This window comes from Micromonospora trifolii, assembly GCF_050516465.1.
Taxonomy (GTDB): domain Bacteria; phylum Actinomycetota; class Actinomycetes; order Mycobacteriales; family Micromonosporaceae; genus Micromonospora; species Micromonospora trifolii.
In genome coordinates, this window is record NZ_CP191526.1 from 1,549,994 (window position 1) to 1,564,190 (window position 14,197).

Here is a 14,197-nt window from a genome sequence, read left to right on the forward strand (position 1 = left end):
GTGTCGATGAAACGCGTTGAGGCTCCGGCCACGCTGCTGACCTGGCTTGCAGACCGTCCTGTTCGGGAGGCGACCACCGGCTACGACGCCGCTGGTTGGCAATCGTCGACCTGGGTTCTTCATGCGATGTACGAGAACCCCGGCCTTGCGGGTCTGGGTACTCACGACGAGCTGCATCGCCACCGGCTCGAATCCGGCGACCTCGCGCCGGAGATCATCGGAGGCATAAACCTCGACGAGGACACCACCAACACCGGTATTCCCCTGGGCTTCGTTGTCCGACCGGAGAACCCTTGGCGACGGGCGCTCTGGTCGCAGCATCTCACCGAGGGGCAGGCATCGGATCGGAGTTACCCGCCATGCCACCGCTGGTTCCCACACCGCAGTTGGCCCGTCGCCGTCCAGCCACCGCCCGAAGGGTCCCTCGACGAGGAGAGCCTTGACGCCCTACTGGACACCCTGAGCCGTTTTTCGCTCGACGGCCCCGGGACCGACTGCGTCGCCTTCTACGCGTCCTTGCCGGCCGGTGACTTCGACGACCCGCACGTGTGGCGGGGACCGTTGTCGGCAGTCCCCGAACTGATCGAAGAACGTGGAGGGCCCTACCCGTTCTCACCGACGAATCTGTGGCCCACGGACCGGTCCTGGTTCATCTGGACGGACTACGACCTGTTCGGCACCAAGGTCAGCGGGTCCGAGCAACTGGTCGAGGCGGTCAAGAGCCACACCGTTCTCGAGACGGTGGTGTGGCCCGCTCAACCCCGCTGAGCCGACCTGCGGCGGACGTTGGCCGAGGTCGTGCGGCGCGAGGACGATCACCGCGGCGGCGGACGGGTGGCCCGCGCAGGTCAGCTCAACGTGAAGGACGCGTCGTCGACGTCGAAGGTCGTGGCGCCGTTGCCGGCCGTCTCGCTGGCGAGGAAGCTGACCGTCGCGGTGCGTTCGGTCGTCGCGATGCCGCTCGACATGACGTACTGCCGCCACTGCGCCCCGCCGTCGAAGGCCAGCGAGAATCTCGTCTTCGGGGGTATCCCGGTGACTGCCATTCCGACGTTCAGGTAGTCGCCGCGGTTGGTCTCCGTGGTGGTGGTCCGCACCCAGAAACGGACCGTCAGGTCGCAGTTGGCCGGCACGGTGACGGTGGTGCGCAGCAGGTCGGCACGGGTCACGTCCAGCCCGGCGAAGGTGGCGTACGCGCGGCCGGTGTGCGCGGGCCGGGTCTCGTCGCCGACCACGACGATGCGGGGGCCGGCCGTCCAGCCGGTGGTGCCGCGCTCGAACCCCGGGTTCGGGTGGATCTGCCCGGAGCAGGGCGGGTCGGCCGCCGGCTGCCCGTGGGATGCGCCGCCCGTGGCCAGGAGCAGCAGGGTCGCAGCCGAGACGGTGGTGATGAAGGCCTTCATCGGTTCTCCCCGCGTCAATACATTCGAGATAGTCGATGCATGTCGACCATGCGCGATGGACGTGGGCACGTCAAGCTCTTCCCGCCGTCGGCTCCGCGTTGGCGGCGGCTGGTCGGAAGATGCTGGCGCTACCGGCGGCGGCGGGCGTCGGCCTCGGTGTCGAGCAGGTCGTTGAGCGTCAGCGCTGAGTTGATCAATGAGAGGTGGCTGAACGCCTGGGGATAGTTGCCGATCTGCTCCCCGGTTGCGGCGATCTCCTCGGCGTAGAGGCCGAGGTGGTTGCTGAAGGTGAACATCTTCTCGAAGGTGAGTCGGGCGTCGTCGAGGCGACCCGAACGGGCCAGCGCCTCGACGTACCAGAAGGTGCACATGTTGAAGGTCCCCTCGTGGCCGGGGAGACCGTCGGGGGAGTGGACCGGGTCGTACCGGTGGACCAGGCTGTCGGAGACCAGCTCGCGTTCGATCGCCTGCAGGGTGGACTGCCACAGTGGGTCGCTCGGCGTGACGAAACCGACCGCCGGCATGGCGAGCAGTGCCGCGTCCAGCACGTTCTCGTCGTACGCCTGCACGAAGGTGCCGCGGGCCCGGTCGTATCCGCGCGCCATGACCTGGTTGTAGATGCGGTTGCGCTGCTCGGTCCAGCAGGCCATGTCACCGGGGCGGCCGGTGCGGGTGGCCAGCCGGATGGCCCGGTCCAGCGCGACCCAGGACATCACCCGACCGAAGGTGTAGTTGCGGGGGTGGTGGCGGCTCTCCCAGATGCCGGCGTCGGGCTGGTCCCAGTTGCGGCAAAGCCAGTCGACCAGCCGGACGGTGCTCTTCCACACCTGGTGCGAGACGCGGATGCCCTGCTCGTCGGCGAGGTGCATGGCGTAGAGCGCCTCGCCGTGGATGTCGAGCTGGAGCTGGTCGGCGGCGCCGTTGCCGATCCGCACCGGGCGGGAGCCGCGGTAGCCCTCCAGATGGTCCAGCACCTCCTCGTGCAGGTCGGAGGAGCCGTCCACCCGGTACATGATCTTCAGTGGGTCCTGGTGGTCGCCGGCCTCGCGGATCCGCTCGTCCAGCCAGTTCATGTACCGGCTGACCTCCTCGGTGAAGCCCAGGCCGAGCAGCGCGTGCACCGAGAACGACGTGTCGCGTACCCAGGTGTAGCGGTAGTCCCAGTTGCGGGTTCCGCCGACCAGTTCGGGCAGCGCGGCGGTGGGCGCGGCGATCATCGCGCCGGTCGGCGCGTACGTCATGAGTTTCAGCGTGATGGCCGAGCGCTCGACCATCTCCCGCCAGCGGCCGGTGTAGCGGGAACGTTCGAGCCAGCGCCGCCAGTAGTCCCGGGTCCACTCGAACATGCCCTGGATCTCTTCCGGCGCGAAGATGCGCGGTTCGGCGCCGCCCGTCTCCAGGACCACCCCGCCGGTGTCGCCCTCGTTCAGCGTGCCGTACGCGACCAGGTCGCCGCCCTCAAGGTGGACGTCACCCTGTTCGGAGATCAACCGCCGCACGGGGTCGACCGGGTTGAACGTCAGCGTCGCCGACCGGCTGCGGAAGACGTAACCGTTGTGGTGGCGCTCCAGCTGATGCTCTTCGCGGGCGTAGTCGAAGCGCGGCCGGCACTCCACCCGGAAGCGCATGCTGCCTCGGACCATGGTGACGGTGCGGACCAGCCGGTGCGCGTCGGTAGCCCGCTCGCCGGTGACCGGCATGAAGTCCATCACCTCGGCCACCCCGTCGGCGCTGATGAACCGGGTGATCAGGATGGGTGTGCCGGGGAGGTAGAGCTGCTTGGTCACGTACCGCACGTCGTGCGGTGCGATCTGGAAGTAGCCGCCCTTCTCCTTGTCCAACAGGGCGGCGAAGATGCTCGGCGAGTCGAACCGCGGCGCGCAGAACCAGTCGACCGTCCCGTCACACGTCACCAGCGCGGCGGTCTGCAGGTCGCCGATGAGCCCGTGATCCTCGATCGCCGGATAGCTGTCCACGTCTCTCCCCGGTTCGGCTGCGTCCTGCGCACCGAACCTAGGGGAGGAATTGTTGGCTTAGGTGAGATTCACGTTCCGCCACCCTGTCGCGTGCCCCCACGTGCCACGGCGACGGCCGGGGTGCCGCGCTGTCTGGCCTTGGGCGTCAGTGGAGCGGGCGGCAGGAGGAACGGATGACCAGCTCGGTGGGGAGCCGGATGTGGGTGTCACGCTCGACGCCGGCGATCAGGTCGATGAGCAGGCGCAACGCCTCGGCGCCCATCCGCTGCAGCGGCTGCATGATGGTCGTCAGCGGCGGGTTGACCAGCGCCGACTCCGGTACGTTGTCGAAGCCGATCACCGACAGGTCGTCGGGCACCGACAGGCCCATGTCGCGGGCCACGGTCATCGTGGAGATCGCGGAGAGGTCGTTACCCGCGAAGATCGCGCTCGGCCGGTCGCTGAGGGCGAGAAGCTCCGCGGCCGTGCCGGCGGCGCTCTCGATCCGGAACCCGCCGACGCGAACGAGCCGCTCGTCCACCGGCACGCCCGCGTCGCCCATCGCACTGCGGAAGCCGGCCTCGCGCAGCTGCGCCGACTTCAGGTCGGTGCGTCCACTGATGTGCCCGATCCGCTTGTGGCCGAGGGACAGCAGGTAGTTGGTCGCCAGCACGGCGCCGGCGAAGTTGTCCGAATCGACGGTGGGCAGGTCGGACGGCCCGGTATGTGGGTCGACGGCCACGACGTGGAAGCTGTGTTCGGTCTCGACCACGGTCGGCGTGACGATCACGGCGCCGTCGATGAGAGTGCCGGAGAGCCGGGCGAGTGAGCGCCGCTCCCACCCCACGGCGGCACCCTCGCCGTCACCGCTGGAGTAGGCCAGCAGCTGGTATCCGCTCCCGGCGACCTCCTGCGACGCCCCCTTGAGCAGTTCGGTAGAGAACGGCTCGAACTCGGCGACCAGGATGCCGAGCACGTTGGTGCGGTGGCTGCGCAGGCTCTGCGCTCCCAGGCTCGCCTCGTAGCCGAGCTCGTGGATGACCTGCTGGACGCGCTCCACGGTTGCCTGGGCCACGCCGTAGCGGCCGTTGACAACCTTCGACACGGTCGCGACCGAGACGCCGGCAGTACGTGCCACATCCGACATCTTGACGCGCTGCTGAAACACCACGTCGATGATGATAGGGCCCCGCCGGGGGTGCGTCGCCAGCGACTCGAAAACGTTATCGATACCGATTGACATCAAGTTACATGACTGTAAAACTTCGCCGCAGGCCGAGTACCGCGACTGACTAGTCGAGGAGACATCGATGGCAACGAAGCGGCGTGCGAGTGCCGTCCTGGCACTGTTAATGACAAGTGTTGTCGTCCTCGCCGGGTGTTCCGGCGGCGGCGAAGAGGCGGCCCCTCAGAGCGAGCTGTACAAGGACCCGGTGACCCTGAGCTGGTGGCACAACGCCTCACAGGACGGGCCCGGCAAGACCTACTGGGAGAAGGTCGCCAAGGACTTCTCCGCACTACACCCCACCGTCAAGATCGAGATCGAGGCGATCGAGACGAACCAGCTCCAGCGCACCCGGCTCCCTGCCGCGCTGCTGAGCAGCGACCCGCCGGACATCTTCCAGGCCTGGGGCGGCGGCGAGATGAGCGAGCAGGTGGAGGCCGACTACCTCAAGGAGATCACCGACCAGACCAAGACCGAGGTCGGTGACATCGGCAGCGCCGCGGAGATCTGGCAGGTCAAGGGCAAGCAGTACGGCCTGCCGTTCCGGATGGGCATCGAGGGCATCTGGTACAACAAGGAGATGTTCGCCGCGGCGGGCATCGCGGCTCCGCCGACCACCTTCGAGGAGCTCAACACCGCGGTCACCAAGCTCAAGGCGACCAACGTCATTCCGATCGCCGTGGGTGCCGGTGACAAGTGGCCGGCCGCGCACTGGTGGTACAACATGGCGCTGCGCGCCTGCTCGGTCGACGCCCTCAAGAAGGCATCGGCGGAGAAGAACTTCGACGACCCGTGCTTCGTGAAGGCCGGCCAGGACCTGAAGGCGTTCATCGACACCAAGCCGTTCCAGCCCAACTTCATTGCCACGCCGGGCCAGAACGACCCGACCAGCGCCAACGGCATGCTCGCCAACGGCAAGGCCGCGATGGAGCTCATGGGTGACTGGAACCGCGGCACGCTGGACACCGTCACCACGGACAAGGCGAAGCTCGCGTCGTTCCTCGGCTGGTTCCCGGTGCCGGCGATCTCCGGCTCCCCGGGTGACCCGAAGGCGGCTCTCGGCGGTGGCGACGGGTTCTCCTGCGCCAAGAACGCCCCGGCCGAGTGCGTCGAGTTCCTCAAGTACCTCGTGAGCCCCGAGGTGCAGAAGGGCTATGCCGAGACCGGCACCGGCCTGCCTGTCGCCAAGGGCGCGGCGGACGCCGTGAAGGACCCCGCGCTGAAGTCCATCCTGGAGGCCACCTCCGGGGCGAGCTACGTCCAGCTCTGGCTGGACACGGCTTACGGCAGCACCGTCGGCAACGCGATGAACGACGCGATCGTCGCCATCTTCGCCGGCAACGGGACGCCTGAGAAGGTCGTCTCGGCAATGAAGGCGGCCGCAAGCAAGTGACCTCCGCCAACCAGATCCGTATGCCCGCCGGCGGCGCTTCCGCGTCGCCGGCGGGCCCCCACAGGGCCGGGCGAGAGTCCGCCCGCCGAGCCGACAACCGCCGCAAGTGGTACGAGATCATCGGGCTCACCACGCCGGCCGTTCTGATCTACGTGATGTTCGTACTGGTGCCGATGGGCTTCGCGGTCTACTACAGCCTGTTCCGGTGGCGCGGGGTCGGCCCTCCCACCGAGTTCGTCGGCCTGCGGAACTACACCCTCGCCTTCCAGGACCCGATCTTCCTCGACGCCTTGCGCAACAACGCGATCATCGTGTTCGGGTCGCTGCTGATCCAGGGCCCGATCGCCCTGGGCGTCGCCCTGCTGCTCAACCGTCGCTTCCGTGGGCGGGCCGTGTTCCGCCTGCTGGTGTTCGTGCCGTACGTGCTGGCAGAGGTCACCGTCGGCATCATGTGGAAGCTGCTGCTGACCGGCGACGGCACTGTCGACGCGCTGCTGCGTTCCCTCGGAATGGGCGGCCTGGTGCAGGCCTGGCTGGCGGACCTGGATGTGGTCATCTGGACCCTGCTGGCCGTCCTGACCTGGAAGTACGTCGGCTTCGCCATCATCCTGCTCCTCGCCGGACTGTCCAATGTGCCCGACGAGCTGACCGAGGCGGCCGCCATCGACGGCGCGAGCTGGTGGCAGATCCAACGGCACGTCACGATCCCGCTGCTCGGCCCGACGATCCGGATCTGGATGTTCCTGTCCATGATCGGCTCGCTGCAGATCTTCGACATGATCTGGGTGACCTCGGTGCCCGCGGTGCGGTCCCTCGGCGCATCGGCGACGATGGCGACATACATGGTGGACAACGGGTTCTTCGCCCGGCTGTGGGGCTACGGCAACGCGGTGGCGGTAATCCTGTTCGTCATCTCCTTCGTGGCGGCGCTGCTGTTCCAGCGGTTCCTGCTCCGCCGCGACATCCAGGGCGCCATCACCGGAAGGGCGAAGTGACGATGGCCGTGAACTCGGTTCTCCCCCCGTCCACCGGGCGTCGTCAGGTTTCCTGGGGCACACCGCTCACCTACGCGCTCGCCCTCGCGATCGCGGCCGTGTCGATCGCCCCGGTCCTCTACGTGGTCATCGGCGGTTTCCGCACCACACCGCAGATCGTCGCGGACCCGGCCGGCCTGCCCGACCCGTTCGTCTGGGACAACTACGCCAGGGTGCTGACCCAGAGCAACTTCTGGCAACAGGCGTTCAACAGCGCGGTCATCGCCCTCGGCACCACGCTGGCCGTGGTCGTACTCGGACTGGCCGCCGCCTTCGTGCTCGCCCGCTACAGCTTCCGCGGGCGGGAAGGGCTCTACACCTTCTTCACCCTCGGTCTGCTGTTTCCGGCCGGGGCGGCGATCCTGCCGCTCTACCTCATGCTGCGTGACCTGAATCTGATCAACTCCTACTACGCGGTGATCCTGCCGCAGGTCGCCTTCTCACTGCCACTGACGATCGTGATCCTGCGTCCCTTCCTCTCGGCCATCCCGCGAGAGTTGGAGGACGCCGCCGCCATCGACGGTGCGAGTCGGCTCGGCTTCCTCTGGCGCGTCGCGATGCCGCTGTCGCGGCCCGCGCTCGTCACCGTTGGCGTCCTGGCGTTCGTGGCGAGCTGGAACTCGTTCCTGCTGCCGCTGCTCGTGCTCAGCGACGTCAACCTGCACACCCTGCCGCTGGGCGTGCAGAACTTCTCCAGCCAGTACACCACCGACACGGCCGGCGTACTCGCCTTCACCTCGCTGGCGATGCTGCCGGCACTGCTCTTCTTCACGCTCGCGGAGAAGCAGATCGTCGGTGGCCTGCAAGGTGCGGTCAAGGGCTGAGCGGCAGCGGCACGAGCACAACCACAGGAAGGCACAGCATGACTGAGGTCCACGCGGTGGTGGGCGGGCCGGCACCGGCTCAGGCAGGTACGGCGCACGGACGACCGGACGGGCAGGACGGCGAGGCCCGGGTACGCGACCTCCTCGGCCGGATGACGATCGAGGAGAAGATCGCCCAGCTCGTCGGCTTCTGGGAGAAGGAGGACGGCGAGGCGGTCGCACCGTTGCAGGGGGAGTTCGGCGACGCCTTCAAGCTCGAGGACTTCTCCCGGCACGGGCTCGGTCACCTCACCCGCGCCTACGGCACCCGCCCGGTGGACGCGGCGGAACGCGCGTCGTGGTTGTGGAAGTTCCAACGGGACCTGGTGACCGGCACCCGGCTCGGCATCCCGGCGATCGTCCACGAGGAGTGCCTCACCGGGCTGTCCGCGTGGAAGGCGGCCACGTTCCCCACCCCGCTGGCCTGGGGTGCCGCGTTCGACCCCGACCTGGTCACCGAGATGGCCGCGGCGATCGGCGCCTCGATGCGGGCTCTGGGCGTGCACCAGGGGCTCTCTCCGGTGCTCGACGTGATCCGTGACCCCCGCTGGGGTCGGGTGGACGAGTGCATCGCCGAAGACCCGTACCTGGTCGGCACCATCGGCACGTCGTACGTGCGCGGCCTGCAGTCGCAGGGGGTGCACGCCACTCTCAAGCACTTCGCCGGCTACTCCGCCTCGCGCGCCGGGCGTAACTTCGCGCCGGTGCACATCGGCCGCCGGGAACTGGCCGACGTGCTGCTCCTCCCGTTCGAGATGGCGATCATCGACGGCGACGCCCGCAGTGTCATGCACTCGTACGCCGAGATCGACGGGGTGCCCGTCGCCGCCGACCCGACGATGCTGACCGGCATCCTGCGCGACCAGTGGGGCTTCGACGGCACGGTGGTGGCCGACTACTACGGGGTGGCGTTCCTGAACCTGCTGCACCACGTGGCGAGCGATCACGCGGACGCGGCAGGGCAGGCGTTGACTGCCGGGCTCGATGTCGAACTGCCGACCGGCGACGCCTATCTGACCCTGGGGGAGTCGGTGCGGGCGGGCAAGCTGGACGAGGCGCTCATCGACCGCGCGGTGCTGCGGGTGCTGCGCCAGAAGCAGGACCTGGGTCTGCTCGACGCGACCTTCAGCGACGAGCCGCCCCAGACGATCGACCTCGACTCGCCCGAGCACCGGTCGATCGCCCGCCGGCTCGCCGAGGAATCGATAGTGCTGGTCGCCAACCGGGACGCGCTGCCGCTGCCCGCGGGGCGACGGATGGCTCTCATCGGCCCGAACGCCGACCGGCAGAGTGCGCTCTTCGGGTGCTACTCGTTCCTCAACCACGTCCTCGTCCAGCACCCCGGCGTGGAGACCGGCATCGAGGTGCCGACGGTGCTCGACGCCGTGCGGGCCGAGTTCGGCGGCGACCTCGTCACCTGGGCACGCGGCTGCGACGTGGACAACGACGACCGATCCGGCTTCGACGAGGCCGTCGTCGCCGCCTCCGGCGCGGACGTGGCCGTCCTTGTCGTCGGCGACCACGCCGGCCTCTTCGGGCGCGGGACGGTCGGCGAAGGCTGCGACCGGGACGACCTGGAGTTGCCCGGCGTCCAGCGCGAACTGGTCGAGGCGGTGCTGGAAACCGGCACCCCCGTCGTCCTCGTGCTGCTCACCGGCCGGCCGTACGCGATCGGTTGGGCGCTCTCGCGCTGCGCGGCGGTGGTGCAGGCGTTCTTCCCGGGCGAGGAGGGCGCCGGAGCGATCACGGGGGTGCTCTCCGGGCGGGTCAACCCGTCGGGCCGGCTGCCGGTCAGCCTGCCCGGGTCGGCCGGCGCGCAGCCGTACTCCTACCTGCACCCCACCCTCGGTGCGGGCAACGAGGTGACCAGCCTGCCGGCGACGCCCGTGGCGCCGTTCGGCCACGGCCTGTCCTACACGACATTCGCGTACGGCGACCTCACCGTGCCCACCACGGTGCCCGTCGACGGGGCGGTCGAGGTGACCGTGCGAGTGACGAACACCGGCGCGGTCGCCGGCGACGACGTGGTCCAACTCTACGGTCGCGACCTGGTCGCCTCGGTGACCCGACCGGTGGCGCAGCTACTCGGCTACCGGCGAGTCCACCTGGAACCGGGCCAGTCCGTCACGGTCGAGCTGACGGTGCCCACCACCCGCCTGGCCTTCTCCGACCGCACGTTCACCCGCGTCGTGGAGCCTGGCGACGTCGAACTCTGGGTCGGCACCAGCGCGCGGCGGGACGCCCAGGCGTTGACCACGCTGGTCGGTGACACCGTCCCGGTCACCAACGCCTCCCCACGCTGGACCACCACCGACGTGCGCTGAGAGCCGGCCCGCCGATCGTCCCCAGCGGACAGTCGGCGGGCCGGCTGCACTCGCGTGCCGGTTCCCGACGGTGCTGCTGATCCCGCCCGACCGAGGCGATCAGACCGTTCGATGGGTTCCTAGAATCCAGTGCGGAACCACGGGCGCGCGGCCTCTGGTCCGGATCCGCACGTCGTGCGGACATCAGACCCGGAGGTGCCGGCGTTGGGTCGTCCCGAGAAGCCCCTCGATCCCGCGTCGGGGCCGATCCAGAAGCTGGCCTGGCAACTACGCCAACTGCGGGAACGGGCGGGCAACCCCAGTTACCGCCTACTCGCGCAGCGGGCCCACTATTCGGCCAGCACCTTGGCGGAGGCGGCCAAGGGCGACCGGCTGGCCACCCTGGAAGTGACCCTGGCGTACGTGGCGGCGTGCGACGGTGACATCGACGAGTGGCGTTCGCGATGGACGGCGATCGCGGCAGCGACGAACGTGTCGGATGGGCCAGCGGACGTGGAGCAGCGCTGCCCCTACCAGGGCCTGACCTCGTTCCAGCCCGAGCAGGCCGAGTGGTTCTTCGGCCGCGCTCGCCTGGTCGACCGACTCCTGCGGCACGTCGAGCGGGGATCGCTGATCGGCGTGTTCGGGGCGTCCGGGAGCGGCAAGTCGTCGTTGCTGCGCGCCGGGCTGCTCGGCACGATCGCCAGCGACCCGCAGGCGGCGCGACGGTGGCGGGCCATGTTGATGACGCCGACCGAGCACCCGCTCAGGGCGTTGTCCGAGCAGGTGGCGAAGTTGTCCGGCAGGGATGTCCACCTCGTACTCGAGGACCTCGCCAACGAGCCGGGTGCCCTGGACATCGCGCTGCGCACGGTGTTGGCCGCCGGGCCCGGTGATGCGCGGGTCCTGCTGGTGGTCGACCAGTTCGAGGAGGTCTTCACGCTCTGCGCCGACGAGGGCGAGCGCGCTCGGTTCGTCGCGGCGTTGCTTGACGCGAGCCGTGGCGAGGACCGCCGCGCCACGGTGGTGATCGGCCTGCGCGCCGACTTCCTGGCCCAGCTCACGCGGTACCCGGGACTGGCGGACGCGGTGGGGGCGGACGCGCAGGTGCTGGTGGGGCCGGTGAGCGCGACCGACCTGCGGGAGATCGTCACCCGTCCGGCGGCGCTGGCCGGGATGAGCGTCGAACCGGAACTGCTCACCACGATCCTGGCCGACGCCGACGGGGAGCCGGGCGGGCTGCCGCTCGTCTCGCACGTCCTCCAGGAAGTCTGGCACCGCCGAAGCGCGGCGACGCTGACGTTGGCCGCGTACCACGCGAGCGGCGGGGTACACGGGGCGATAGCCCAGACCGCAGAGCGGGTGTACGACGAGTTCGGACGGCCGGAGCGCCAGGCCGCACGCCGGATGTTTCTCCGGCTCACGGCGCTGGGCGAGGGTACCGACGACACCCGGCGGCCCATTTCCCGGATAGAGCTGGACGGCATCGCCGACGAGAACGTCATCGACACGGTCCTCGACCGGTTGGCCCAGGCCCGTCTCGTCGTCCTCGGCGACGGCACCGTCCAGGTGGCCCATGAGGCGCTGATCCGGGGTTGGCCCCGGCTGCATCGTTGGCTCACCGACGACCGGGCCAACCTGTTCCTCCACCGGCGCATCACCGATGCCGCCCACACCTGGTCTGCGCTGCGGCGGGACACCGGCGCGCTGTTTCGGGGCGCGCAACTGCTGGCCGCCCGGGCCTGGGCCGACGACCACCCCGAGGAGCTGAACCTGCTCGAAGCCTCCTTCCTCCAGGCCAGCACGACCCTGGCGGCGGCCGAGGAGGACCGCGCCCGCCGCCAGAGTCGGGTGCTGAAGCGACTCGTCGTGGGCGTGTCCGTGCTGCTCGTGGTCGCGGTGCTCGCCGGTGGTCAGGCGGTCCGGGAGCGCCAGGACGCCCGCCGTCAGCAGCAGGTCACGCTCTCCGGTGAACTGGCGCTGCGCGCCCGCTCGCTGCTCGTCACCGACCCCGACCTGGCCGGGCTGCTGGCCGTCGAGGCGCACGAGCTGCACCCGGACGCCGACACCCGGGGCGCCGTGCTCAGCGCCTCGGCGGCGCCCCGGCGGCGTGCGCTCAACGTCGGCGGACCGTCGATCTACGCGGTCGCGTTCAGCCCGGACCGCTCGCTGCTCGCGGCCGCCGCCGGCGACGGCACCATCGGCCTGTGGGACCCGACGCGGGGAGAGCGGATCGCCACGCTCGCCGGTCATGCCGGCCGCGCCGCCCGGGTCGCCTTCGCCGACGACGGAAAACTGCTCGTGACGCTCGGCCTCGACGGTGCCAGTGGTTCCGTCATCGTGTGGGACACCCGTACCCGGCAGCAGGTGACCTCCTTCGCGGAGAAGAGCGCCGCAGCCGGCATGGCCGTCAGCACCGACGGCACGAAGATCGCTGTCGCACTCGGCGCCGACCCGAACGGCACCGGCACCAGAGCCGGTGACGTCGCGCTCTACGACCTGCCGACCGGGTCGCGGACACTGCTGCGCGGGCATCGGATCCCGGTCACGTCCCTGAGCTTCAGCCACGACGGCGGGCTCCTCGCCTCCACCAATGCCGACGAGCACCCGATCGTGTGGGACGTGGCCACCGCCAGGCCGACGGCTCATCTGCGGGGCGAGGGGGTGGCTTCGGTCGCCTTCGGCTCCACCGGACGTCTTCTCGCGGGAGCCGCGGACGGGCACGGTGCGCAGCTGTGGAACCTCGACGGTGGCCGAGCTGTCGCCCTTGCGCCGCTGCCGCCGCCCGGAGACTATGCCTGGGCCGTATCGGCGCCGGCCGGCGGCAAGCTGGCCGTGGCGGATGAGAGCGGCACGGTAACGGTCTGGGATCTGCACCGCCGCGAGCCGGTCCAGAGATACCAGGACCGGGGCCGTACCGAGACGGTCGCCGTCGCGCTCAATGCGGACGGGACGATGCTCGCCTCGGCGGGGTTCAACGGCACGATCGTGGTCCACGAGGTGCCGGACGCCGCGTTCGGGGGCTTCACCGCTCAGGTGAAGGATGTCCGGGTCAGCCCGGACGGCAACACGGTGGCGTCCGCGCACCAGGACCGGGCAGTCCGGCTGTGGGACCGGCGCGGGCGGTGGACCGCCACCCTGGGCGGGCACCCCGACCAGGTCGAGGCCATCGCCTTCAGCCCGAACGGACGCCTCATCGCGGCGGTCACCCGCAACAACATGGTGGTCATCTGGAACGTCGAGCGTCGGCGCCACGCGATGCGGCCCTTCCAGTCGAGGACCAGCGCCGCCTCGACGGACGTCGCGTTCGACCCCGGCGGAAGCCTCGTCGCGACGGCCGCGCTCCGACCGTACGTCTGGAACGTGCGGGATCCAGCACGGCCGGCCGAGCTGACCTCGGCGTACCCGTCGCGCATCGTCACCTCGTTGCTCTTCACGCCGGACGGGCGCCGGCTCGTCGGGGCGAGCGTGGGCGGCTTCCTCAACGTCTGGGACGTCGCGACCGGGGAGCTGCTGGAGCGGATCGACACCGAGCAGGGCGCCATCCAGGATGTCGCGGTCAGCGGCGACGGTCGCCTGCTCGCCACCGCGGGGGACAGCCGCACCGTCAAGGTGTGGGACGCCGCCACCTACCGTCAGACGGCGCTACTGGACAGCCACACCGCCCCCGTCCAGGTCCTCGCCTTCGGCGGCGACGGCCGCACGCTCGCCTCGGCCGGCGACGACCACACGGTCGTCCTCTGGGACGTCGTCACCCGGCAGCGGATCGCGACCCTCACCGGACACACCGCCCGGGTCCGGGGCCTGGCCTTCCTCGCCCCCGAAACGCTCATCTCCGGGGCCGAGGACGGTCGGATCATCACCTGGGCGCTGGACGTCCGAGCGGCCAGGGCGCACGTCTGCGAGGCGGCCGGCCGCACCCTGACCACGCGGGAGTGGGCGGCCAACCTGCCGTCGGCGCCCTACCGGCCGTCGTGTGACCCGTCGTCGCGGCGCTGAACCGCGAGGTGGTGCCCCGATG

At 69.9% G+C, this 14,197-nt stretch carries 9 protein-coding genes; 6 read left to right on the forward strand and 3 right to left on the reverse strand.

What is annotated here, in order from left to right; genetic code table 11:
- Positions 1-768 (forward strand): hypothetical protein, encoded by a 768-nt coding sequence (locus ACQRWP_RS07080; protein ID WP_430501339.1) that lies wholly within the window; start codon positions 1-3, stop codon positions 766-768.
- Positions 769-848: 80 nt separating this feature from the next.
- Here ACQRWP_RS07080 and ACQRWP_RS07085 read toward each other — a convergent pair whose 3' ends face one another.
- The 3 genes from ACQRWP_RS07085 to ACQRWP_RS07095 all read right to left on the reverse strand — a co-directional run bounded on the left by ACQRWP_RS07085 (position 849) and on the right by ACQRWP_RS07095 (position 4,529).
- Positions 849-1,403: a hypothetical protein gene (locus ACQRWP_RS07085; protein WP_430501340.1), complete on the reverse strand. Its 555-nt coding sequence runs from the start codon at positions 1,401-1,403 to the stop codon at positions 849-851.
- Between the two features lie 128 nt (positions 1,404-1,531).
- Positions 1,532-3,379 carry a glycoside hydrolase family 15 protein gene (locus tag ACQRWP_RS07090; RefSeq protein WP_430501341.1) on the reverse strand — a complete coding sequence of 616 codons (1,848 nt, stop codon included), beginning with the start codon at positions 3,377-3,379 and terminating at the stop codon, positions 1,532-1,534.
- A 145-nt stretch (positions 3,380-3,524) separates the two neighbouring features.
- A complete protein-coding gene (locus ACQRWP_RS07095) occupies positions 3,525-4,529 on the reverse strand; it encodes a LacI family DNA-binding transcriptional regulator (protein WP_430501342.1) in 1,005 nt (334 codons plus the stop codon).
- Between the two features lie 262 nt (positions 4,530-4,791).
- Between ACQRWP_RS07095 and ACQRWP_RS07100 the strand changes: the two genes are divergently transcribed.
- The 5 genes from ACQRWP_RS07100 to ACQRWP_RS07120 all read left to right on the forward strand — a co-directional run bounded on the left by ACQRWP_RS07100 (position 4,792) and on the right by ACQRWP_RS07120 (position 14,175).
- Positions 4,792-5,976, forward strand: a complete 1,185-nt coding sequence (locus tag ACQRWP_RS07100) for an extracellular solute-binding protein (RefSeq protein WP_430501343.1) — start codon at positions 4,792-4,794, stop codon at positions 5,974-5,976.
- Positions 5,973-6,971 (forward strand): carbohydrate ABC transporter permease, encoded by a 999-nt coding sequence (locus ACQRWP_RS07105; protein WP_430501344.1) that lies wholly within the window; start codon positions 5,973-5,975, stop codon positions 6,969-6,971. Before ACQRWP_RS07100 ends, ACQRWP_RS07105 begins: the two co-directional genes overlap by 4 nt.
- Positions 6,968-7,834 carry a carbohydrate ABC transporter permease gene (locus ACQRWP_RS07110; protein WP_430501345.1) on the forward strand — a complete coding sequence of 289 codons (867 nt, stop codon included), beginning with the start codon at positions 6,968-6,970 and terminating at the stop codon, positions 7,832-7,834. The genes ACQRWP_RS07105 and ACQRWP_RS07110 overlap by 4 nt, the downstream gene beginning before the upstream one ends.
- Positions 7,835-7,872: 38 nt before the next feature.
- Entirely contained in the window at positions 7,873-10,197 is a 2,325-nt protein-coding gene (locus tag ACQRWP_RS07115) for a glycoside hydrolase family 3 N-terminal domain-containing protein (RefSeq protein ID WP_430501346.1), read from the forward strand.
- 174 nt (positions 10,198-10,371) lie between these two features.
- A complete protein-coding gene (locus ACQRWP_RS07120; RefSeq protein ID WP_430501347.1) occupies positions 10,372-14,175 on the forward strand; it encodes an eIF2A-related protein in 3,804 nt (1,267 codons plus the stop codon).
- Positions 14,176-14,197: the final 22 nt, after the last annotated feature.